Below are 22,119 nucleotides of genomic sequence, written 5' to 3'. Positions count from 1 at the left end.
ATGATCCGCATCCATCCGAATCTCATTTGGCATTAAATACGGACTCACCCTCGAAAACTTAAATCCGGGGTGAGTCATATTTCTTACGATCAAGATTTCTTCACGGAATATTTCTCTGGCAATATCGACCGCTGGACATGAACTTCGATCATTTCACTCTTCGTCCCCTGTTGAGCGATCGATTTCTTTTTCTTTTCGCCGGCCTGCCTCGCCCAGTTGATAAAGATCACCGAACCGAGAATGATGGCGCTTGCGAAAATAATCCTGGCATTGAGCGGCTCGTCTGCAAACAGGACGCCAAGGATCAGCGCCACAACAGGATTTACGTACGCATACGTCGAAAAAATCGGCAGTGGCGCATTCTTCAGCAGCCATGTGTATGAACTGAAACCGATGATGGAACCGAACAAGATCAGGTAACCCATTCCGAACAGGGATCGGGTGGATACCAGGGCAGGATTCCAATTCGATAATTCGCCGCTGAGCAGGGAGGTGATCGTCAAGCCAACACTCGCCGTCACCATTTGCGCGCCGGTGTTCATCAGGGATGAGGCGGGCAGGTCCGCGGTCTTGCTATAAATGGAGCCGATGGACCAGAAGATACAGGCCGTCAGCACGACAATGACTCCCAACGGGTCAAGCCTGTCGCTGCCGGTCGAAATTTCGGAGGGACCCACCAGGACGAGAATCCCCGCAAGTCCGATCAGCAATCCGACAACGATCTGGAGATTCGGCTTTGTGCCACCGGGGCGGAGCGCCTCACCCAGCACAAGGAACATTGGGATGGAACCGATGAGCAGGGAGGCAATGCCCGAAGGTATGAATTGCTCAGCCCAGGAGACCAATCCGTTGCCGCCCAGGAGAAGCAGGTTGCCAATGATTGCAGTGGATATCCATTGTTTGCGGGTGGGCAACGCATATCCCGCCATTTTTTGCCAGATCATCAAGATCAATCCCGCTATCAGGAAACGGGCCGCGGCATGGAAGAACGGCGGAATGGTCTCGATCGCAACCTTGATGCTGAAATAGGTCGATCCCCACACAAGATATAAAGTGATCAATACAAGCCATGTTTTTGTTTTCATTTTTTCCTCTATTACTGATAATTTTTGTATACAGATATAACTTCCGGGGCTCCCTGGAACAAGCCTCGTTTCATGAGCGCAGCCTGGGTCATGGGGCGCAGGTCCGCGGCAAATGTGGTCGTACGCTGAAATGCTTTTTTACTGAAAGCCCGAATGCGTTTGTGATACCCGCTCATGGCGGCGTCCCAGGTGGAACCGTTGTTCATCCATGAATCCAATGAGTCCGCCAGCATATCAGCATGGGTCGTGGCATGGTCAATGCCCATTCCGCTCCATGGGTCCATGACCTGTTGCGCGTCGCCGGTCAATACCCAGCCAGGCCCGTAGGGCATTCGCTGGTAACTGGGTATGTTCCCGGATCCATATAGATTGGATACAAGCCTCGCATCCTTCAAGCGCGACACAAGCAGGGGCAGCGATTCCAAATGAGACATGAAATTTCTCAGGGGCGATCTCTTGAATTCAGCAAAACCCTGGATCGGCATGCTCACAGCCACCATTGTCAAATCGTAGTCGGTCGGGAAGATATATGAGATCGTATTTCCGATAAAATGATGCTCCGCCGTAGGCACATCGAATGAATCTAGATCACGGAAGTACCCATAATAGGCAAAACGCCGGACCGGAACATAGCTTTCATATGGCGGCTGGAGTAAATTGGCAAGCGTGGAATAAAATCCATCGGCTCCAACCACGACCCGTGCGGTTGCCTCGTGCTCCCTGCCCTTTTCATTCCACCGGATGCCAGCCACCCGTCCATCCTCCCAGATCAAATCTTTGACCTTTGCATTCTGGCGGACCTCGATATTCTTCTCGCGGGTCATTCGTTTGTAAAGGATCCAATCGAGGGTAATGCGGCGTTCGCTCAGGAAAAACCGCAAATGCTCCTCCGGGGCTTCCACAGGGTCCACAAGGATATGCCCATCGATATAGTTCCAGATCAATTCCATGCGCGGTGCCATGGCAGCCACCTTTCCCATCACACCCATTTTTTCGAACACCCGCAATGCGGGCGCGCGAAAGAACGAAGTGGATAAAGTATCGCTGGGTAATTGCGATTTTTCCACAACCAACACCCGGTGACCAAGCTTTCCCAACCGGGTGGCGAGAACCGCCCCTGCAACGCGTCCGCCTACAATGATTACGTCGTATTTCATAATTACCTCACTCCAATTTCAACCAATAAAATTCCTTCCGCTATTTTGCTTTTCGCAAGATATCTTTTGCGGTCTCGATCTCACCCAAATGACGATGGACATGACCCATACAGGGCCTGATCAACAGACCACAGATCGACAAACCAAATAGATCAATTATCTTTCTGGTTTCTCACCGGAGATCAAAATACCGTTTACGCTGCCGAAGAAACAGCCTTCGCGGTCTGACTCTTCGAGGCTCTTATGCCAGCGGTCCAATTCCTGTTGCGTAACCTCACCCATGGCAAGAGCCCGGCTTTCCACATAATCAAAACCGACAATGGTTCGTAGCAACTCATACCTGTCAAAGAACATTGTGTTGGCTTCAAAAACCACCCCGGTCAGTGACTTTTTCTTAAACATGCGGTACAACTGCCGCCCGGAATAACCATTGTTGACCGTGATCTCGGCCATGATGCGAACCAGTTTCCGTTCGGTCTCGACCTCGTCCGTATCGATGGTAAGAGTTCCCCAATCTGCATCCCAAACAACGATCCTGCCGCCAGGTTTTGTGACCCGCACCATTTCCTCTAACGCCCGTTCCGGGTTCTTTAAATGTTGGAAGACGCGTTCACTTCGACAAGAGTCAAAGTGGTTGGAGGGATACGGAAGTTCATCCGCCGATCCTTGCTGATGATTAACCCAACTGTTGACTCCTGCCTGCATGGCACGATAATCCGCCTCAACAATCATTTCCGGGTCATAATCCACTCCGCAAACCTGTCCGCTTGATCCAACCCACCGGGCAAGCGCCACCGTATCAGAAGCTGGGCCACAGCCGACATCCAAAACAACATGACCCGGCTGAATTTGCATCCATTCGTAACTGCGTTGTTTGAAGTCCTGAAGCAGGGCGGCGGTAGTCTGCAAATATTGTGTGTCTACGTATCCTTTTGGTTGATTCATTGCGATCCTCTTGTTGATTATTCCAAAAACTTGCCAGGAGCATCTACTTTTTTTTCGATGCTCCTTCATTCACATTTTGAATTTTCTATGCTTTTACAGCAACCACTTCAAGATACTCAGCCATTACACTTGTCGTGCCGTTCATGGCTGTGTTGAAGGTGCTCCATAATTCTTCCAACTCACTTCGCAGGGCTGCCTGTTTATCCCCTTCAAGCGCAGCAAAGGCTTTGAATGTCGGACCATAATATTGACGGAAGAATTCGACAACCTTTGCAGGGGAAAAAGGATATTTGAACGGGTACAGGTGGCGGCTGACTTTAAGATGCGAGAATTCATTCCCAAATCGTTCGCGCACGGTTGCTTCATCGCCCCATTTCACGGGTGGGGGCATTAGGGGCGAAGGTGGCACGTGTTTGCCCATGATCTTGAACATCTGCCCCACGAAACCACCGGGGGTCCAATTGCCCATGATGATCTTGCCGCCCGGTCGGGTTACACGTTTCAACTCCGCGGCGACCAGTTCAGGGCGGGGTGCGAACATGGCTCCGATCAGGCTGATCACCATATCGAACGAAGCATCGTCATAAGGAAGCATTTCCGCATCTCCCTCATCGAAGCGGGCGTCCAGCTTTTCTACCTTTGACATGGCGCGGGCTTGCTCCACCAAATTCGCGGCGAGGTCGATCCCGGTTACCTTCGCACCCGCCCGCGCCATCGGAATTGCCGTCTGCCCGGCACCGCAAGCCACATCAAGGACACGACTTCCCGGTTCGACCGTAACCCGAGAAAGGAACTCCAACGCCCCAGGCAACAGATATGTGGCAAAGTGTCCGTAATCGCCCGCTTCCCAGGTGGCTTTGAGTCGTACTTTCAGCGCCTCCATTTCAGGTGTCATTTCATCGCGCTTTTCAGAAGTTATTATGCTCATCTTTTTCTCCTAATCATTTATAAAAATTGCAGAAAGCGTCTGCATCGATGTGCCCATTAAAGCAAAACCATGCTGGATTGCCATCGTGGAAACTACTCAGGTTTCAAGAATGGAGTACCTAGTTTTTCGCTCATTAACCTCCCTGACAACAAGCTCAAGCCATCACCCATCCATTGAGACAGCAATCTCTTCCAAAAAAATCGGAAGAGATTGCTGTCTTTCATGATTCAGTCCGCTGATTGAACAGTTAACCGGTAACTTGATCAAGGGTTATAGTCCGACATGGGCGGTGTGTGGAATGTGTGATCCACAGGCTTGTAGTCCGACATGGGTGGCGTGTGGAAGGTATGATCCACAGGTTTGTAGTCTGACATGGGTGGCGTGTGGAAGGTATGATCCACCGCGGTGGGATCGCTCACCTTGGCAAAAGCATTCTGAAAAAAGATAGCAACAATTGCCAGGACCAGTCCGATAAGCAGTAATTTGAATGTACGATTTTTTAACATTTTTTTCTCCTTGGTTTATATAGCTTTGCAGCAAACTCACTGCAGCGATGCGCCCATTAAAGCAAAACCACGATGGTCTGCCATCGTGGAAACTACTTAGATTTAAGAACTTCGAATACCTAGTTTTGCATCTCAAACGATCTTACTTTTTTGTGCATTTACTTTAATGTTCAGAAGGATAGAAAAAAATAAACACCATAAGGATATATCCCATACTTACCCAAAGCAACCCTGGCAGGTAGCAAATCTCTGCCAAGGTCGCAATATATTGAGGTCATCGATCTATTATGGCAACGGTCCCCTCGGCTAAAAAGTGAAATATACGAACTGACCGGTGCAGGTTCCCTTGCGGTTGTTGTCTGTGCAGGACTCCACATACAAGAATCCCTGGGTTCCGGCTGCAGGCACCGATGAGATGATGATGGGAATGAAGGCGTTAGCGCCCGGAGCCAGAGAACCTTGTCCGTGCCCGACATCCTGGGCACAATTGGGTTCCGGCTCTGTGGCAGTGGACTCAAATGGCGAGTTGTTGATCGTACCGCCGTTTATATAAAGCCCGTTCGCCTCGACGCTGTACATCACCGACTCAATGGTTGCCGTGCCAATGTTATAGATCTTTGCACTGACCCTTGCCTGCCCGCCGCAGTACCAGACCGAATCGAAATCCACTTTGAAAAGCAGTTCGCCAGGGTTGCTGGGCTGGGTTTGAGTGGGGGTCGCCGTCGTGGTGTTATTGTTGTTATTGTGGTTATTGTTGTTGGATGGCTTGGGCGTCTTTGTATGCTTTGGCTGCGAAACCGGAATCGGCGGGGCGGCCACGACCGCCAGAGTGGTCGGGATACAGGTCGCAGTCACGATAGAGCCGGAGATCCAGCCGTATCCGTTCTCGCCGGATGCAAATTGGATATACCACCAAGTGCCATCGCTGCTCTTGCCAGCAACGGGTGCCGAAGCGCCCTGGGGAAGGTAACCAAGCTTGTCATAAACCTGGCTGGGTCCCTTGCGGACGTTTGAATCCTGAGTCGTGGTGACGGTCGGCTGGCACACCGTCGCTGTTGGCGGAATGGGTGTTGGTGATTCCTCAAAAGTGGGAATCGCTGTGAGGGTTGCCGCCAAATCAGGCGTTTCAGTGACGGGTTGCTGCGATGCCGGAAGGGTACATGCCAGCATCGAGGCTACAACGAGCGTGAATGCGATCGATAATTTATTTTTCTTATTCATGATTTTCTCCTATAAAGTAATTCATTTTTACAACCGATAAAATTTCGGTCATGTACACAAACAGTCCAGTTCAAGGTGTAAAGCGGCGTTCAACAGGACCACTTTTTATTACTCCTTTGCCCCGCATTAAAACAAAACCACGATGGGATGCCATCGTGGAAAATACCTAGTTTCAAAGGTTGAGAGTACCTAGTTTTATCAATCCATTATTTTCACGATTTGGGGTCGATCAGAGTTCGTGCCCGATCCATACCTGCTCGCCTTTCAAGACCTTCTCAAGCAAGGCGGGAAGTTCGAGGGCGTTCACCGGCTTGCCAATAAAACCGGAAAAACCCGCCTCACGTGCTTTGGGAATGAGGATCTCAGGGTCCAGGGATGTGGTGGCAATAACCTTGATATTACGCGTACGCGGCTCTTCCTTGATTTTTTCAAAAACATCAAAACCGTTCTGTCCGCGGTTTAGCATGACGTCCACCACGATCAGGTCGACAGGCAGGTTCTCCACAATATTCTTAACCGCACTGTGACCAAGGGTATCATGCAAAACCTCGGCGTTCTGTTTTGCAAGGACCTTTGTGAAGATGTGAATATTCACTAAGTCATCCTCGATCAGAAATATCCTTTTGTTTGCCAAAAAGGGTTTGATCATTCTTTTTCCTCACATTTTATGAAATATTCCATACTGATTCACCTTCCACGATCCGCTTCAACAGACTGGGAAATTTTCGATGATCGATCGGTTTGCTGATCGCGCCGTCAAAACCGGCTGCCCTCAGCTGCCTTACCTCCTCGATCATGACACTGGCGGTCAGGGCAATGATGGTCGCAGAGCGGTGTTCGGGGTCGTTCCGCAGCATCTGCAAAACTTCAAATCCATCGTGAGGCGGAACGTGGATGTCGATCAAAAAAATGGATGGTTTGAAGGTCAGGCTTTTGAGGCGCGTCATAAAATCCACGCTGTTCTCGAAGACGGCAAATGTCTTGATCCCTACCGCTCTTTCAAGAATAATGGACATCACTTTGCGGCTGGCAAAATCATCCTCAAGATAGAGGATGGAAATATCCTTCGGGGCTTCCTTGCTCACGGTGATCTCCCAACCGTTGGCAGGGCAAAGTGGAAGGCAGCCCCAGACCCGGGTTCGCTTTCGACCCACAACCTTCCGCCATGAAGCTGGGCGAGAGTCCGGGAGATGGGCAGACCCAAACCGGTGCCTTCCAATTTTATGCCATCCTCGGTTTGGGTAAACGGTTCGAAGATCAGGGATTGCGCCGCATGAGGGATGCCCGGACCGGAATCGATGACGGAAATGATGACCTCATCCCCAGACCGTTTCGCCTGCAAGGTGATGGTACCTCCATCAGTAAATTTTATGGCATTGCTCAAAAGATTCAAGACGATCTGCCGGATACGACGTTTGTCCCCAAAGATCAAGGGCAGATTCCTTTCGATTTCCATGACGATCCGAAGGGGTTTATCGAGGATCATCGCACTTGCAATGTTCAAACTGGCTTCAAGTTCATTATGAACATTTACATCATCTTCCACATACAGGGCAAGTTTCCCTGCCTGGATCTTGCTGATATCCAATAGATCGTTTATCAGGTGCAACAAGTGACGTGAACTTTTTACCGCGCCATCCAGTAATTCTTTCTGTTCAGCATTTATTTCTCCCATCATCCCATCTGACACCATGGCAACGTAATTGATGATGGCATTTAAGGGCGTCCGCAATTCATGGCTCATACTGGCAAGGAATTGATTTTTCAGGTTATCCAACCGCTTCAATTCATCCGCCACTCGCACCTGATTTTCATATAACTGGGCATTCCGTACCGCCACAGCGATCTGCTCCGCCAATGAGGTCAGGATGCGAACATCTTCCTGCGAAGAAAACTCGTTCAGTGTAGTGGACTGTAAGCCCAAAACACCCACCAATTCATCCTGGATCATCATCGGTATGGTCACAGCCGAACGAGTATCCGGCAGATAGGGGTTGGGATTGAAAGTCGTCCCGGGCTCTCTCACATCGCCAACCACCACGGCTCGACGATCACGGGCAGCCTGCGCCACCATACTTGGACGCGCCTCGATATCATACGCCTTGCCTTCTTTCTTCATCCGGTTTCCTGCCTCTCCACTTCCGGCCGCCAGAAGTAATTGACGGGATTCGAAATCGAACAAGTACACTGACGAAAAGTACAAATTAAAGCCCTGCTTCGTTTCCTCCACCAGTTTCGGAAGCAATTCTTCGAGGTTTAACACCTGGGTGATCTGCTTCGAGACCTGGGATGCCACGTTCAAATCGCGCGTACGTTCCTCCACTTGCTGCTCCAACCCATCAAGTGTCTCTCCCAGGCGGGCAATGATCTGGTTGAAGACCTTTGATAATTCTCCAAACTCATCGATGCTGGTCAAATCTGCACGAAGTTTGAGGTTGTTTTCGTTTATTCGAACGACCGTATCAGTTAATTTAGTCAGCGGGTTTGAGATCACGCGCGTAACGATCAAAAGGACAAGGGTCATACTCCCGATTAGAAAATACAGGATGAACCTGAACTCATCCATGAAATAATCAAGCGCAAAGGATGTAAGATATTTCGCAAGGATATTTTGTAAATAGAGCAAGATCACCTGGTGAAAAAAATGAAACGCTGTCAGAGACGATAATAATATCTTGTTTGGCACCGATAAACGGTAAAACTGAAGGATCAAAATGACATAAAACATGATCGTGCTCAGGATCGCCCCAGGCGTGATGGCTGCCATCAACGGCGGTATGGTTCTTTGTATATCGTCTGCAAGAAGGTATTGGAGCAATATATACAGAGACCAGACCAGGATTACAGCAATGTTCAAGGTCTGCTGTTCTTCCCGCTTCGAAAGGAGGGAAACGAACAAAATGGAGAGAACGAGCAGGGGCACATTGTAGAAATCACTAAACTCCCGAATACCGATACTCCCCAACCCGGTGGGACCGACCAGGAATAAGATCAGCATGATATACACAGCCTGCTGCGCTTTTCCGTGCCGGGCAAGCCACCAACTGACCCCCATTAAGGCGCCCCAATAGACCGAACTGATAAGCAACAGAAGAAATTGCCAGCTTTGATAAGCCGGGTACTCAAGAAATGTTTTTAAAGTTGTCGAGCCGTTGATAAAGGTAAAGACGAGAAAGATCGCGCAAAGGCTCGAAATCACCCGCGCCCGCCATGCCTCCTGCAATGCGTCGTTCAGCAACCAGTCATCGAATAACTTTTCACGTTTCGTCCGCTCTCTTTCACCCCAGTTCTGGAATGTTCGAAATAATAATTCAGTCATTTATGCTCTCCTCGATCAGGCAATATGCATCCCCCTTTCCCTGCACAGCAGGCAGCCTATACCAATCCTTTTTCGACCGCCCACACCGCAGCCTGGGCACGCGAATCAAAACCCAGCTTATTCAGGATGTTGGCGACATGATTCTCGACCGTCCGTTCGCTTAGGAACAGGGCTTCTGCGATCTCGCGATTCGATTTTCCCCGGGATAAATAACGCATCACTTCGCGCTCTCGGGCGGTCAGCCCGCCATATTTTTCAGACTCACTCTGACGTTTTGTCAACACCCTCTCTTTTGGCAGATATTCCAAAGCGCGGTTTAAAAATTGTTCACGCAAGGTTTCGTCCTGAATATTGGCTTCCAACGTGTTCAGCACCTGGCGCGCACTTCCAAATTCCATTTCACTTGCCTGAGTATTCTTCTGAGTACGGTGCAGCCAGCCTAACAGGGCATGGATCTGCCATTGCAATGGCAATGCCTCACGCTGGATCGCACCCCGCTTGGCATCTTCCAGGGATTCAACGGCTTTCTTTTCCTGCTTTAAGCGTGTCAGTGCCTGCCCTTTGAGTTTCAATAAATACGGAATGGGTTGATTAGCCGGATGCCGAGACCGCAAGGATAACAACTCCTCCACGATCTTTAACGACTCCTTCGGTTTTTCCTCTGCCAATAAAAGATGCCCCTTCGCCCATAACATCCGTTGCCTCGCAAGGGTGTAATCGCCTTTCTCGTTTTCCAACCCGGTATCGAGCAGCGCGCGGGCGCGAGGCAGGTCATTGTTCAATAAATAAGCACCTGCCAGATTGGCAGTTATCCCCCCCACCCACCAGGCAGAACCAAGTTTGTTTGCAAACGCCAGCGCCAGTTCAAACCACTGGATCGCGCTGTTGGCTTGTAACATCATCAAGTGGACATAACCCAAAGCGTTCTGGGCGCCAATGATCCACTGGCGATGACCGATCTCGGTCGCAATACGAAGCGACTCTGAAGCATGACCGATTGCCTCGTCGAACAGACCGCGCCCGCCCAGATTTAGCGCAATCGACCACTCAACGAATGCCTCTCCGGCTGTCCATCCCGTCTGGCGGCTTAATTCCAATGCTTCGATGGACATGTGATAATTTTCAAGCGGGGTTATCCCCGGTACAAAATTGGTCTCATTCCAACTGAAGGTATTGCAGGAGCCCGACAATGCGGAGATCAATCCATATTTATCATCAAGCGAGCGGAATATCTTGATGGCCTGTTGATATTCGCCAAATGAAGCGAGAAGATCGCCATGATGCATGACCGCCATGCCCATTAGATCAAAAGATTCAGCCGTTCCTTTGGGGTCTTGATTCTGCTGATAGATCTCCAATGCCTTGCGGTGCAGTCCCAACCCCTGCCCGGTCTTCCCGATATTGACATGCCAATTCCCCAATCGATTCAAACTCAAGGCTTGCAAGCGGGCATCCTGAAGGGTTTGCGAAACCGATTCTGCAACGCGGAAATATTCTCCCGTGCGTTGATAGTCCCGCCCCGTCCAAAGCTGCCCGAGGTTAAGGAGGGTCTGCCATTCGGTCATCCCATCGTGAGACTCGCGTGCAATTTTCAATGCCTGTTCGAAATCATCCAATGCCGATTTGAAATCCCCCATGGTCTCATAGGCACGTCCACGCAGGAGGAGCAGCCCGGGTTCGATCTCCTTTCCCAATTGGCGGGCTGCCACAAAGACTCGCGAGTAAAAAACGATCGCCTCACGCGGAGCGTAGAGATCGCAAGCCTGATCGCCTGCTTTAAGCGAGTAATCGAACGCCTTCCGCCATTCTTCAGCTGTATAAAAATGATAAGACAGGTCGGCAAAATGGGAGGTAAGGACCGCAATAAACATCCGCTCCATGGCTTCGCCCGCCAAACGATGCAACCCCTGTCTTTCGCGCAGCATCATGGTCGAATATGCCGCTTCACGGGTCAGGGCATGCCGAAATGCAAATACATCGGCGTTCTCTTCCACGATCAATTGCACTTTAACCAATTGCTTGAGATTTTCCAACAACTCCGGTTCGTCGACCTGCAAAATATCCCGTAGAAGGTGAAAGTTAAAGCGCCTTCCCAGAACCGAAGCCATCGTCAAGACTCGAACCGTTCGTTCGTCCAATTTTTGGGTGCGGCGTTGAACCGCGTCCTGGATCGTGCGTGGAATCCGAAGCTGGCTGATCTCTTTCCGATCCCACACGCCATTCGCAAAAAACACATCACCCTCTTCCATGAGAGATTTAAGGATCTCTTCGATAAAAAAAGGGTTGCCCTCCGTCAATGGGAATACCGCATCGAGAAATTCCTGGCTGACCGGCGTATCGAGCTCAAGGATGGCGCGCAGCATGAGATCGACATCGAAAGCTGTCAAACGCTTCAAAGAAAAATCTGTCCCGAGACGGCTGCGGTCCAGTTCTGCCAGGAAGTGGGTCAACTCTGGGTTGGTCTCGTCGCTCCGGTATGTAAGAACCAGGAAAATGGGCAATGGCGCAATCCGCCTGGCAAGCAGCAAAAGGAATTCGAGGCTGGTCGAGTCGCTCCAGTGCAAGTCTTCAATGATGACGACCAAGGGCTTGTTCCGTGCAAGCTCCATGAAGATCTGGGTTAATGATTGGAAGATACGCTGTTTTTCGATCTTGGGGTCGGGAGTTGGCGCAGGAACTATGTCTGGAAAATGGACTTCCAATTCCGGCATTAATCGAAGCAAGGAGACTGCGTGCGGACCGATTGCCCGTTTGATCTCGTCTTTGGAACGAGTTGCAAGAAAATATCGAAGCAGGTCAAGCAAAGGTGCATAAGGTTGAGCGCTTTCGGTTTGGAAACAATTTCCCCGTAGCACCAACCCCCTTTGGGCAGACCAGGTTTCGGCTTCATTTGCGAAGCGGGTTTTACCGATCCCGGCTTCGCCCGAGATCAATGCAATCTGTCCATTGCCTTCCAAGGCGTGTGCGAAAAGACCTTGCAATCGCTGCAGGTCGTTATCTCGTCCGATCGTGACTGGGCAAATTACGGATTTATCCGGGAACATCTTCAACCATTAAAATTCCGTGAGAATATAAGACCAAATTGCCTGACTGGCAAGGGGGCATGAAGTCCTATCCGCACGGGCTTGACACATTCGGATTCGCCTATATGACCGCACGAAATTAAATATTCTCTCGAGTCGAAAGAGGCGGAGAAGCCGACCCTGCGAATCCTCGCAACCAAACAGAAAGTTCAGGCTTTAATTTCGGCAAATAAAAATGACGCTGTCGTTCATGCCTGGAAGATGAAAGGATGGCATGCATCTTCCTACACTTTTAAGAAGAGACATTTTGTTTCTTCTGCTCACCCCGTACGATATTGATAAAATTCCGTAATGGCGAAGATAACCCTACGTCCAGTAATCGAAGCGGACCTGTCCATCTTGTTTCAACAGCAGCTTGACCCTGAAGCGGTTGCCTTGTCTGCCTATCCCTCCAAAGATCGCGGCGAGTTCATGCGGCATTGGGAAGGGATATTGAGAGACAAAAATGTGACCGCGCGGACCATCGTCTACAAAGAAAAGGTCGCGGGTCACATCATTTGTTGGAAAGAAAGCAAGTACGAGCAAAGAATTGGATATTGGATCGGCAGGGAATTTTGGAAAAGAGGAATCGCAAGTGCGGCGGTCGCGGAATTTTTAGTGATTGTCAGAAACCGCCCGTTATATGCTGAAGTGGCAAATCGCAATCTGGGCTCGAAGCGAGTGTTGGAGAAAAATGAGTTTAAACTGCTGGATGAAGGCGTAAAATCATCGATGTATAAATTGGGCGCATAAGAAATTAGCCTGCCTTTTTAATGAAGTATGTAGCGGGGCTTCCATCAACAGGCGGCATGACGTAAAGGAAGATCAAATCCAATTCGTCGATGAAAGTGGGTTCCCACTCCGGGAAATCTGCGGAGATTGAAACGAGCCGCGCTCGCAACTTCATTTGCGTTTTTAAATGACCTGCAAGTTTGATTGTCTCTTTTGAAGTGGCGTAGATAAAGACCACATCGGCATCTTTAAGCTCTGCCTTAAAATAATTTCCCCACTTCACACGAATCTTATCGCCATGTCCGCTGGCAAGAGCGCGCAATTTAATTAACAGACATTGGACGGGTCCGACTTCCACACCAACCGCTTTGGCATTGAATTCGTTTGCTGCGATCAACAGCACACGTCCATCCCCGGCGCCGAGATCGTAGACGGTCTCTCCGGGTTGGAGGTTTGCAAGTTGCAACGCTTTGCGGATGCGGTTCATCCGGGTAGGGATGGAGGGTGGACCAAAAAATGCAGGGACGATCATCCATAACGCGCTAAGGATGACAATAAGGAACAAGACCGTAAAAACCATCAAGTAAAGCATAATCTAAAAAGTCTTTTTACTTCCTCCACCTGGTGATACGCTCTGGAATGCTTTGGTTTCCCAGTTCCTCGCAAACCTTCTTAAACCGTGGGTAAACGCCCTGCCATTTTAGATCTGCAAGAGTTTCTTTTATAGGAACATCGGTTCGTAAGGTGGATAATTCTCTAAATAACAAGGCATCTTTATAATTCTTCTGCAAATTTTCGAGCAGGGTTGTTGCCCGCCCCAAACTCAGCGGAATTTTGTTTGGGTCTTTGGGAATGGACTCAATATGCTTGTACTTCGCCAGAACAGCTGATGTAGATTTCTCGCCCCAGCCTTGAATACCTGGGTAACCATCGGCTGAGTCACCTACGAGTGCGAGAAAATCGGGTATTGATTCAGGCGGCACGCCGAACTTTTCGATCACACCTTTTTCATTCAACGTAATTTCACGGCGGCGATCCCAGCATACGACGCGGTCGCCATCCACCATTTGCGTCAGGTCTTTATCGACGGAACAAATGACGATCTGCTCCACCGATTTAACCTTCTTGAACTTCGCCACTGCGGCAGCAATCGCATCGTCCGCCTCAAACTTGGACATGGGCCAGGTCACCATACCCAAGGCTTTTATCGACGCCTCAGCCAGCGGAAACTGATTCAGGATCACCGGGTCCACGCCTTCGCTGGATTTATAGCCTGCATACATCTTATTGCGGAACGACTCGATCACATGGTCGAACGCCACAGCGACGTGAGTCACTTCGGGGCCGGAGAGAAGCAAAAGCATGCTGCGAATCAGCCCAAGGGTTGCGCCAACTTCCTGTCCGTTGGGGGCTTTCTTAGGCGGTGCGCCGAAATGCGCGCGGAATAACTCATAAGTTCCGTCAACCAAATGGATTTTCATGCAGTCTCCTTGTATCCTCTTGCTCTTTGATTTTTTATGCGAGCTGAAAGCGTTGATACACGACACCGGTTGGAAGCGAAGAAGACTCTATCAGGTTGAGATTGACGCGCTTTCCTTCCGGGAATAAGTGTTTGCCGCCGCCAAGCGCCAACGGATAGACATGCAGGGCGATCTCATCCACCAACTCGTTTTCAATCAATGCCTGAACCAGAACGCTGCTCCCATCCATGACGATGTTCTTACCCGGCTGGCTTTTCAACTTGCGGACTTCTTCGATCACATTCCCCCGGATGATGGTTGAGTCCCGCCAGGCATCTGCGGACTTCAAGGTATTGGACACAACATATTTCTTGAAGCCGTTGAACGGGTCTTCCGCTGAGTTCGGCTCGAACGCCTCCCCATGAGTTTCCCAGGTCTTGCGCCCGAGCAGCAGGGTATCGGCGTCCGCAAAGATCTGCCCGAAGTGCGCGCCGATCTCGTCATGCCAGTAGGGAAGCGTCCAACCGCCGTGAGTGAAGCCGCCATCGGTATCTTCGGTGGGGCTGCCCGGTGCCTGAATGACACCATCCAACGTAATGAATTCATGCACAATTATTTTTCTCATGGTTTCTCCTTTTGAACAGTAAGTGTCTCCCTATGATAAAGGGAGAAGGAGGGTTCGTCTTGGAAAAAAACGACAACCTACAATGTTCCGTGACGAGCCAGCCGAAATCGGAGATTCTGTTTTACACCGGGCCACTCGGTGACCAGAATGCTGTACATGACGCTATCACGAACAGACCCGTCGCGACGCATGGCATGATGACGCAAGATGCCGTCCTTTTTAGCCCCCAAACCTTCAATCGCTTTTTGCGAATTGAAGTTGAAATTATCGGTGCGCAAGCCCACCACTTTACAACCAAGCGTATCAAAGGCATGAGCGAGAAGCAATAACTTACAAACCGTGTTGACATGACTCTTCTGCCAGCTTTTGGCATACCAGGTGTAACCGATTTCCACCCGGTCGATATTGGCAATCACATCATGATAGCGGGTGCTCCCGATGATCCTTCCCGTCGTCAACTCGCGGACCGCCCACGGCAACATATGACCGGCTTGATAACCAGCCAAAGCAGTTTCAATATACGCTTTGGTCTCTTCCGGCTGCGGCACAGAGGTAAACCAAAGATTCCACAGTTCGCCATCCGCTGCCGCCGCTGAGAGATCCGCTTCGTGTTCAAAGGTTAGCGGTTCAAGCCGAATGCCGTGACCTTCCAAGGTAATGGGAGCAATTTTGATCATTGTTGATACCATCCAAAAAGAGGAGTCTGTTTCAAAAGAATTCTACACGGCTTTGTAGATCATGGCGCAGGCTTGATGATTTCCTTTGGCATCTGACCATAATAACGCTTCAACGAATTCGTGAGATGTGCCTGATCGAAATATCCAGCCTGACAAATGGCATCGACAAATGGAAGGTCGCGTACCGAGGTCTACCATCATTAAAGGTTTTTCTGCTCACAAATAAGAGGCTTTACAACTGCTTCCAGGCAGGAGTTTACTTCTTTTTATTTTTCGAGTCCATCAACTTAATCAGGTCTTTCAAGGCTTCCTCCAGCAAGGGTCGCTTCGACTATATTTCCTTCATGTCTGTGAAATACGCCATGCGCCGATCTATGTAATCTCCCCCGAGAATTTCGCTTTTGACCTGCGGGATCAGCGGATTATGGAACACCAAATGGATTCGTTTCGTATCACGCAAATTAAACGTCACCAAATATTCACCCTTGAAATTAAAGGATGGAGCATTCCACTTAATTTCTTCGTTGATGTCTTTATTCACACCTTTGATGATGGACCGCACCGCCTCCACCTCCGCCTTGAGCGGGTGACGCAGTTCCCGAAGAAATTCCTCCACCTTATCTGTGCGGCTGATGGGCGAGCCTTTCTTCTTCAGCTTCTCCTCTGCCTGCCCTTGTTTGAAGGATAAACCTTCCGCTTTCAAGGCTTCACGGAGAATCCCCAACGCCTTTGGACCCATCCCATGCAATTGAGCGACTTCCGCTTCAGTGACTTTGGTCAACTGTTTGAGGTTTGTATATCCCGCCGCCTCCAAGGCGCGCGTGGCGGGAGCGCCAATTTTCGGGAGATTTGAATTCGCCATATCAACTCCTTATGCCAACTCGCCGTCTGGCAATGCTTCGGGCACATGGTTCATATATCGCTCGGAAAGCAATCGATAATATTTCGTGTTCATGGCAAAGATCGTAAGAGCCAGTCCGATGATCCCTGTCACCGTAAAGACCAAAGCGATGCCCCGGGCGGGTCCCGTTCCGAACCAGCTGCCAATGAGTCCCACCCCGGCACCGGTCGTCATAAACGGGATGAAAAATGCTTCGGCAATGGGACCAATCATAAACGTCGTCAGAGGCGAAGCAGATTGCTCCACGCTGTGAGCGAAGCCGAACACCCTTCCCTGCCTTTCATGCGGCACCACTTTCTGAAGAATCGTCTGTTCGGCGGCTTCGATGAATGGTACCACGCTGATGTAAATGAACATACCTACTGCGAGCAAGACAATGGAGGGTTGAACGGTAAAGACCGCCGAGATGACCCAGATGATGATGTTGGCGGCAAACATCGCCACCAGCGGATTTTTGCCCAAGCCATACTTCGAAATGAACAACCCGCCCACGATGAACCCGCAGCTGATGACGGCAAAGAGCAAGCCCCATGTTTCGACGGAGACCAGCGAGAGCCCATAGGCATCCATGAGACCCATGAACGTGCCGCCTAAAAAGTTGTTGACGGTAGTGAAAAGGATCAACGCCAGCAGCCCGGGAATCGCCTTAACCACGGCATAGGTGCCGCGCAGATCCACTTTGGGTTGGTGTTCGACATGCACGATCTCTTTTTCAGGGATCTGCAAAAACCACATGTGCAGAATCGAAAGGATCATCATGACGATTCCAAGCAGCAGCACATAGAACATGCCGCCCAGCCCAACCAAAATACCGCTGATGGCAGAGCAGATCAGGAAGGCAATGCCAAAGGCGGTGCCGACAAGTCCGTTGGCTTTGGCGCGATTCTCTTCGGGTATCAAAATGGTGACCAGGGTTGGCACGGCAATGGAGCGGATATTGCCCGCGATGACGCCAATTAAGAGAAGCACATTGAAAATCCAAAGTATGACACTGGTTGGATTTTTCCATGTTTCGGCAGGGTAGATCAGGTAAATCATGAAGCCGACGAGGTAGATGCTCAACGAGCTCAGACCTGACAGGATCATCACCTTCTGCTTCTTGTTGTGATCCACCAGACTGCCGAACCAAATCCCAAGACTAGCCGTCAAAACCAGATAAATGCCCGAAATGATCGAAGTGGCAGTGACGGATTTTGTTTCGAGATACACGAAAAAGATCAAAGCAAACCAAACCGTCATATTCGTGACGTTGGATATAACCGTATTCGCTAAAATTTGATAAAAGGTATTCACAGCATGTCCTTATCTATTTTTAAGAGCTTTACTTGGGAGGAATATTTTGATTCATATGGAACAGGTTGGTCGGGTCATATTTCTTTTTGACCTGTCTCAGTCGCTTCCAGGTCTCACCCGGGTATGCGGCGCGGACTTGTTTTTGATCCACGTCACCGAGGAAGTTGACATATGCGCCTTTGTCGCTTTGACGCAATTTCTTTTCATATTTGGTGATCCATGTTTCATGAGGTTCTTTATCATCTGGATTGTTGTACAAGGCGGCAAGGTTCGCCATGATTCTTGATTCGCGATGGGCATATGAAGTCGCATCGGCGGGGACGCGAGCATAGGCTCCGCCCAACACGCGCAGTTGAGTCACCGCCATCATCGCCGTGGACTTGGCTAAGGTATCAAGGATGAACTGAGCCACGGAACTGTCCACATAGTCAAGGAACATAGTGCGCCCCGCAGCAACGGGGTGATAGTCACCGCCTTCTTCAGGCTGGAACATTTCGGGATATGTCATCGGGCGCAGCATATCCGCATAGGGTGCGGCAATGGCGCGGAACTTGGACATGACCCGCTCCCCTGCTTCTGCGTCGCCTGCGTAGAACATCATTGCCATCAGGATCATCTTGCCATGCACTTCTTCTGAAAGGAAGGGCATGGGGGGCGAGGGCATAATGTTCAGGATGGTGGAAAGTTCATCGGGAGCTGAATCCGCTTCGGCTAAGAAAGAGGCGATAGCGTCCGCTGTGGCTGGCAGGGCTAACATCCCGCCATAGCCTTGATCCAATTTATGAAGCTTGAACTTGAAGCGCGTCGCCACGCCGAAGTTGCCGCCTCCGCCGCGGATCGCCCAGAAAAGATCGGCATGGGATTTTTCATCCACATGCAAAAGCTGCCCATCGGCTGTGACAATTTCTGCGGCGAGCAGGTTGTCGATGGTGAGACCGTATTTGCGGACGAGATAGCCAACGCCGCCGCCGAGTGTGATGCCGCCAAGACCGACCGAACCCGTATCGCCAAAGCCGGTGACAAATCCATGCGCGCCAACAGCGGCTGTATATTCGCCAGCGGTCATGCCCGCTTCGACCCAGGCGGTTTGATGCTCGTGATCGATCTCCAATTTTTTCATTGCGGAAAGGTCAAGCACAATGCCGCCTTCGCTCGTGCTGTGACCTGCATTGCTGTGACCGCCGCTGCGAACCGCAAGTTCAAAACCATGTTCACGTGCCAATGAAACCAGTCGTGACACATCGCCCGCATCTGCCACGCGGACAACGGCTGCGGGATGTTTATCAATGCCGCCGTAAAAAGGCGTACGCGCTTCTTCGTAACGCGCGTCATCGGGGGCAATGACGCGCCCGTTGAACAAGGCTCTCAATTCTGAAATAGAAGGGGGAAGTAAGGTTTGTGTCGTCATAGTATTAAAGTCTCCAAATCCACTAAAGGTCGAAATAAACTTTCAAAGGCTTGCCCGCCTTGCGCCAATCAAAACAAAACGGGTGGGTAAAAGCAAATATGCTTTAGCCCACCCGTGACAAACGAACTGAAATTTTAGAACATTTTTTCTATTTCGTCAAGACTCTTAACTTACCGATTTTTTCACGAGCGCGGTGATCGTCGCCTCTTCAGCGGATGTCAACTTGATGAGGGCGAAAGAAGCCGCCCACATATTGCCATCGTCCAGCTTCGCATCAGGCTGGAAGCCGAAGGTTGCGTACCGCACCCCAAACTTGCTCGCCGCCTGAAAAAAGCAAATGACCTTGCCGTCCTTGTCGGCATAGGCAGGCATTCCGTACCAGGTCTTTGGCATGAGTTCTGGCGCAGCAGCCGTGACAAGTTCATGGATCCGCTTCCCCATCGAACGATCGTTTGCATCCTTCATCTGTGCGATCGCTACCAACAAGGCTTTCTCACCTTCTTCTCTATTCTTACTTGCCTTCGCTTCCAACTTTAATTCCAACGCGCGTGCTTTCATCGCGGCTTTTTCGTCGGCTGTGAATCCACTGCTGGATTTCTGGGTGCTCTTTTTAGGTTCGGTCTTTGTGCTCATAAAAATCTCCTTATCTGACTTGGTCCATTTTGACACTTGCGTCAAAACCAATTTAGTTATATAATAAAGATACTTTATTGTAAAGATAATGTCAAGGGTAAATTTCTATGGCAAACACAACAAAAAACGAATTGAAAAAACGAGCTTTGATCGCAGTGAGAGATTATGGGGTGAATCTAACGCATTTTCGAAATGCTATGAGCGAGTGGGCGGGACTCAACGTCACCGATATGGAATGTCTGCGATTCCTCTTCTTCAAAGGCGTTGCCACACCTTCTGAACTTTCCAAGTCCACGGGGCTCACCTCCGGAGCGACGACTGCCATGCTGGATCGACTCGAAAAAGCCAGCTTGATCGAACGCCGCCCCAACCCCAATGACCGTCGCGGTTCTCTCATCGCTCCCGCGCCAGCAAGCTCAGAAAAAGCCGCATCATGGTTTGAATCAGCAAGGAAAGCACAAGAGGAATTGATCTCAAGCTTCTCAGAAAGCGAACTGGAGATCATAGCCGAAGCTTTTGAACGCTTTGCCAAACTATGGGACGATGAACGCAAGAAGGTACAGAAGAACCAGTAAATTATTCAAGTTATCACGTTATATATTTTGACAATGTTGTTCGAGGTTTTTTAACGCAAAGTCACCAAGTTGCTAAGATTTAAATGCTTTTTCTTTGCGCCCCTGCGCCTTTGCGTTAAATTTTTTGGCGAAATTCTTGCAAATCCAGTTTGGGATAAATCACTCTTCGTCATGCGCCTTTTGCAAATCCGCAACAATGATCTTCTTCATCTTGAGCATGGCATTCACCACCCGCATTGATTTCGCTGGGTCTGAAGTACCCATCAACTCGCCCAACTGCTTCGGCACGATCTGCCACGATAAGCCAAACTTATCCTTGCACCAGCCGCATTGCTCGGCTTCGGAAACAGCAGAAAGCTTGCTCCAGAAATAATCCACTTCCTTCTGGTCTGCACATTCCACAAAGAACGAGATCGCCTCGGTGAAATTAAAGACTGGTCCGCCATCGAGAGCCATATAGCGTTGGCCTGCCAACTCGAAGATCCCAGTAATGACCTTGCCTATCATCTGCTCTGTGCCGGGCGCTTCCATGCCTTTTTCGTAGCGGGTAATACTAACGATCTTCGACTCTTCTTTTTTGTTCGGCGCACCGTTGAACGTATCGATATAATAGTTCATCGCCTCTTCACACTGCGTATCGAACCACAAACTCGGAACAATCTTATTCATCTTAATCTCCTTTGGTTAACTTTTTATTTGCTTCTAAATGCAATTTGACGACTCTTTCAATTAACTTAAGCGGAAGCGGCTCATCGAGCGCAAACTTGACCGTTCCCTTGCCATCCACATATTTTGCAATTTGACGTTCAAACGCCTCACTCCCCGCCGGAACCGGGTACAGCGACACATGCTTTTTCCACCCCGCAAAATGGATCAAGTTCTTGCCGTTCCGCTCGAATGCCGCGATCTGATAACTGATCCTCTCCATCGCATCCGGCACCAACCTGCGGATCAATTTACGAATCTCCTGCAGATACGCCTGCGACTCTGGCGGGCATGCCGCAAAGTACTCGTCAATGGACTGGAAATTTGTCTTAGCCATCTTGTCCCTCCATAAGTGCCAGCAACTTCGTGGTCGTATTCCAATTGCGGATGGTCATATTCTGATAGACCGGCATGCCAATAATTTTTGTCAGATAGCTTTGTGAAGCGCGGCTGATGAGACGTGAAAAATAAAGCGCCTGTTTGCCTGCATGAGCAGTATCCACGCCTTCGCGGACTTTTACACTTTCCATTGCTTCCTTAGGTGTCAACGGTTCCTTCAAGAAAATGACATCGTACCGAAACTTCTTCTCATCCTTGCCAAATCCCTCCGGCGCAGACTTAACAATGCCAGCCAGTTCCTTTTGAGAGATCATCACCACCTTCGCCATAAAATTGAAGTGCTTGGAAAGTCCCTTTTCGATTTTGGTCGTCAACGCAGCCTTATCCTTATCTTCCGACTGAACCAAGACATTTCCGCTTTGAATGTAGGTCAGCACATATGAAAAGCCCATCTCTTCAAAACCGGCTTTCAAGTCAGTCATTTTAATGATGTTCTTGCCGCCAACATTGATTCCGCGCAATAAGACAAGGTATTGATTATATTTCAT

The 22,119-nt window shown here is 49.8% G+C and carries 23 protein-coding genes; 2 read left to right on the top strand and 21 right to left on the bottom strand.

All coding sequences use genetic code 11. The features are described from left to right. Positions 1–89: 89 nt before the first annotated feature. From HS100_09130 to HS100_09085, 10 genes are all read right to left on the bottom strand, one after another. The gene (locus HS100_09130) at positions 90–1,085 is read right to left on the bottom strand and encodes an EamA family transporter (protein MBE7434070.1); all 996 of its coding nucleotides are present in this window, start codon (positions 1,083–1,085) and stop codon (positions 90–92) included. Between the two features lie 11 nt (positions 1,086–1,096). Further along, positions 1,097–2,242, bottom strand: a complete 1,146-nt coding sequence (locus HS100_09125; GenBank protein ID MBE7434069.1) for an NAD(P)/FAD-dependent oxidoreductase — start codon at positions 2,240–2,242, stop codon at positions 1,097–1,099. 156 nt (positions 2,243–2,398) lie between these two features. Next, the gene (locus HS100_09120) at positions 2,399–3,256 is read right to left on the bottom strand and encodes a methyltransferase domain-containing protein (GenBank protein MBE7434068.1); all 858 of its coding nucleotides are present in this window, start codon (positions 3,254–3,256) and stop codon (positions 2,399–2,401) included. Between the two features lie 16 nt (positions 3,257–3,272). After that, entirely contained in the window at positions 3,273–4,082 is an 810-nt protein-coding gene (locus HS100_09115; GenBank protein MBE7434067.1) for a class I SAM-dependent methyltransferase, read from the bottom strand. Positions 4,083–4,378: 296 nt separating this feature from the next. Next, positions 4,379–4,621, bottom strand: coding sequence for a hypothetical protein (locus HS100_09110; GenBank protein MBE7434066.1), 243 nt, complete (start codon positions 4,619–4,621; stop codon positions 4,379–4,381). A gap of 306 nt (positions 4,622–4,927) precedes the next feature. Next, the gene (locus HS100_09105) at positions 4,928–5,842 is read right to left on the bottom strand and encodes a hypothetical protein (GenBank protein ID MBE7434065.1); all 915 of its coding nucleotides are present in this window, start codon (positions 5,840–5,842) and stop codon (positions 4,928–4,930) included. A gap of 229 nt (positions 5,843–6,071) precedes the next feature. Next, on the bottom strand, positions 6,072–6,491 hold the full coding sequence (locus HS100_09100; protein ID MBE7434064.1) for a response regulator: 420 nt from the start codon (positions 6,489–6,491) through the stop codon (positions 6,072–6,074). A gap of 16 nt (positions 6,492–6,507) precedes the next feature. Next, positions 6,508–6,927 carry a response regulator gene (locus HS100_09095; GenBank protein MBE7434063.1) on the bottom strand — a complete coding sequence of 140 codons (420 nt, stop codon included), beginning with the start codon at positions 6,925–6,927 and terminating at the stop codon, positions 6,508–6,510. Next, positions 6,924–9,161 carry a GAF domain-containing protein gene (locus tag HS100_09090; GenBank protein MBE7434062.1) on the bottom strand — a complete coding sequence of 746 codons (2,238 nt, stop codon included), beginning with the start codon at positions 9,159–9,161 and terminating at the stop codon, positions 6,924–6,926. The genes HS100_09095 and HS100_09090 overlap by 4 nt, the downstream gene beginning before the upstream one ends. A gap of 56 nt (positions 9,162–9,217) precedes the next feature. Beyond that, positions 9,218–12,205: an AAA family ATPase gene (locus HS100_09085; GenBank protein MBE7434061.1), complete on the bottom strand. Its 2,988-nt coding sequence runs from the start codon at positions 12,203–12,205 to the stop codon at positions 9,218–9,220. A gap of 330 nt (positions 12,206–12,535) precedes the next feature. On the opposite strand from HS100_09085, the gene HS100_09080 reads away from it, so the two are divergent. After that, the gene (locus tag HS100_09080; GenBank protein ID MBE7434060.1) at positions 12,536–12,976 is read left to right on the top strand and encodes a GNAT family N-acetyltransferase; all 441 of its coding nucleotides are present in this window, start codon (positions 12,536–12,538) and stop codon (positions 12,974–12,976) included. A gap of 4 nt (positions 12,977–12,980) precedes the next feature. On the opposite strand, the gene HS100_09075 is transcribed toward HS100_09080, so the two are convergent. The 8 genes from HS100_09075 to HS100_09040 all read right to left on the bottom strand — a co-directional run bounded on the left by HS100_09075 (position 12,981) and on the right by HS100_09040 (position 19,952). Further along, positions 12,981–13,547, bottom strand: a complete 567-nt coding sequence (locus HS100_09075) for a class I SAM-dependent methyltransferase (protein ID MBE7434059.1) — start codon at positions 13,545–13,547, stop codon at positions 12,981–12,983. A 16-nt stretch (positions 13,548–13,563) separates the two neighbouring features. After that, positions 13,564–14,436: a flap endonuclease gene (locus HS100_09070; protein MBE7434058.1), complete on the bottom strand. Its 873-nt coding sequence runs from the start codon at positions 14,434–14,436 to the stop codon at positions 13,564–13,566. Between the two features lie 34 nt (positions 14,437–14,470). Then, positions 14,471–15,040, bottom strand: a complete 570-nt coding sequence (locus tag HS100_09065) for a dihydrofolate reductase (protein ID MBE7434057.1) — start codon at positions 15,038–15,040, stop codon at positions 14,471–14,473. A 77-nt stretch (positions 15,041–15,117) separates the two neighbouring features. Beyond that, positions 15,118–15,717, bottom strand: coding sequence for a GNAT family N-acetyltransferase (locus HS100_09060; protein MBE7434056.1), 600 nt, complete (start codon positions 15,715–15,717; stop codon positions 15,118–15,120). A gap of 331 nt (positions 15,718–16,048) precedes the next feature. After that, positions 16,049–16,579 carry a DUF1801 domain-containing protein gene (locus HS100_09055; GenBank protein ID MBE7434055.1) on the bottom strand — a complete coding sequence of 177 codons (531 nt, stop codon included), beginning with the start codon at positions 16,577–16,579 and terminating at the stop codon, positions 16,049–16,051. Between the two features lie 9 nt (positions 16,580–16,588). Continuing rightward, on the bottom strand, positions 16,589–17,911 hold the full coding sequence (locus tag HS100_09050) for an MFS transporter (protein ID MBE7434054.1): 1,323 nt from the start codon (positions 17,909–17,911) through the stop codon (positions 16,589–16,591). Between the two features lie 28 nt (positions 17,912–17,939). Next, positions 17,940–19,319, bottom strand: coding sequence for an FAD-binding oxidoreductase (locus tag HS100_09045; GenBank protein MBE7434053.1), 1,380 nt, complete (start codon positions 19,317–19,319; stop codon positions 17,940–17,942). A 165-nt stretch (positions 19,320–19,484) separates the two neighbouring features. Then, complete coding sequence (locus HS100_09040; protein MBE7434052.1) at positions 19,485–19,952, bottom strand: hypothetical protein; 468 nt, start codon at positions 19,950–19,952, stop codon at positions 19,485–19,487. A 107-nt stretch (positions 19,953–20,059) separates the two neighbouring features. Between HS100_09040 and HS100_09035 the strand changes: the two genes are divergently transcribed. After that, on the top strand, positions 20,060–20,527 hold the full coding sequence (locus tag HS100_09035; GenBank protein ID MBE7434051.1) for a MarR family transcriptional regulator: 468 nt from the start codon (positions 20,060–20,062) through the stop codon (positions 20,525–20,527). A gap of 159 nt (positions 20,528–20,686) precedes the next feature. Here the strand turns inward: HS100_09035 and HS100_09030 are convergent, their stop codons facing one another. From HS100_09030 to HS100_09020, 3 genes are read right to left on the bottom strand one after another with little or no spacing between them, the layout of a single operon-like run. Then, the gene (locus HS100_09030; GenBank protein MBE7434050.1) at positions 20,687–21,196 is read right to left on the bottom strand and encodes a VOC family protein; all 510 of its coding nucleotides are present in this window, start codon (positions 21,194–21,196) and stop codon (positions 20,687–20,689) included. 1 nt (position 21,197) lies between these two features. Further along, a complete protein-coding gene (locus HS100_09025) occupies positions 21,198–21,569 on the bottom strand; it encodes a DUF1801 domain-containing protein (GenBank protein ID MBE7434049.1) in 372 nt (123 codons plus the stop codon). Next, a complete protein-coding gene (locus HS100_09020; protein MBE7434048.1) occupies positions 21,562–22,119 on the bottom strand; it encodes a DUF1697 domain-containing protein in 558 nt (185 codons plus the stop codon). The genes HS100_09025 and HS100_09020 overlap by 8 nt, the downstream gene beginning before the upstream one ends.

The sequence above is a fragment of the Anaerolineales bacterium genome, from assembly GCA_015075725.1.
GTDB lineage: Bacteria > Chloroflexota > Anaerolineae > Anaerolineales > Villigracilaceae > Villigracilis.
This window is presented reverse-complemented; position numbering and strand designations above follow the sequence as displayed.

Bases quoted from the DNA above. Each gene is read 5' to 3' on its own strand.
- HS100_09130 (MBE7434070.1), bottom strand. From the start codon at position 1,085: ATGAAAACAAAAACATGGCTTGTATTGATCACTTTATATCTTGTGTGG.
- HS100_09125 (MBE7434069.1), bottom strand. From the start codon at position 2,242: ATGAAATACGACGTAATCATTGTAGGCGGACGCGTTGCAGGGGCGGTT.
- HS100_09120 (MBE7434068.1), bottom strand. From the start codon at position 3,256: ATGAAGGAGCATCGAAAAAAAAGTAGATGCTCCTGGCAAGTTTTTGGA.
- HS100_09115 (MBE7434067.1), bottom strand. From the start codon at position 4,082: ATGACACCTGAAATGGAGGCGCTGAAAGTACGACTCAAAGCCACCTGG.
- HS100_09110 (MBE7434066.1), bottom strand. From the start codon at position 4,621: ATGTTAAAAAATCGTACATTCAAATTACTGCTTATCGGACTGGTCCTG.
- HS100_09105 (MBE7434065.1), bottom strand. From the start codon at position 5,842: ATGAATAAGAAAAATAAATTATCGATCGCATTCACGCTCGTTGTAGCC.
- HS100_09100 (MBE7434064.1), bottom strand. From the start codon at position 6,491: ATGATCAAACCCTTTTTGGCAAACAAAAGGATATTTCTGATCGAGGAT.
- HS100_09090 (MBE7434062.1), bottom strand. From the start codon at position 9,161: ATGACTGAATTATTATTTCGAACATTCCAGAACTGGGGTGAAAGAGAG.
- HS100_09085 (MBE7434061.1), bottom strand. From the start codon at position 12,205: ATGTTCCCGGATAAATCCGTAATTTGCCCAGTCACGATCGGACGAGAT.
- HS100_09080 (MBE7434060.1), top strand. From the start codon at position 12,536: ATGGCGAAGATAACCCTACGTCCAGTAATCGAAGCGGACCTGTCCATC.
- HS100_09075 (MBE7434059.1), bottom strand. From the start codon at position 13,547: ATGCTTTACTTGATGGTTTTTACGGTCTTGTTCCTTATTGTCATCCTT.
- HS100_09070 (MBE7434058.1), bottom strand. From the start codon at position 14,436: ATGAAAATCCATTTGGTTGACGGAACTTATGAGTTATTCCGCGCGCAT.
- HS100_09065 (MBE7434057.1), bottom strand. From the start codon at position 15,040: ATGAGAAAAATAATTGTGCATGAATTCATTACGTTGGATGGTGTCATT.
- HS100_09060 (MBE7434056.1), bottom strand. From the start codon at position 15,717: ATGATCAAAATTGCTCCCATTACCTTGGAAGGTCACGGCATTCGGCTT.
- HS100_09055 (MBE7434055.1), bottom strand. From the start codon at position 16,579: ATGGCGAATTCAAATCTCCCGAAAATTGGCGCTCCCGCCACGCGCGCC.
- HS100_09045 (MBE7434053.1), bottom strand. From the start codon at position 19,319: ATGACGACACAAACCTTACTTCCCCCTTCTATTTCAGAATTGAGAGCC.
- HS100_09040 (MBE7434052.1), bottom strand. From the start codon at position 19,952: ATGAGCACAAAGACCGAACCTAAAAAGAGCACCCAGAAATCCAGCAGT.
- HS100_09035 (MBE7434051.1), top strand. From the start codon at position 20,060: ATGGCAAACACAACAAAAAACGAATTGAAAAAACGAGCTTTGATCGCA.
- HS100_09030 (MBE7434050.1), bottom strand. From the start codon at position 21,196: ATGAATAAGATTGTTCCGAGTTTGTGGTTCGATACGCAGTGTGAAGAG.
- HS100_09025 (MBE7434049.1), bottom strand. From the start codon at position 21,569: ATGGCTAAGACAAATTTCCAGTCCATTGACGAGTACTTTGCGGCATGC.
- HS100_09020 (MBE7434048.1), bottom strand. From the start codon at position 22,119: ATGAAATATAATCAATACCTTGTCTTATTGCGCGGAATCAATGTTGGC.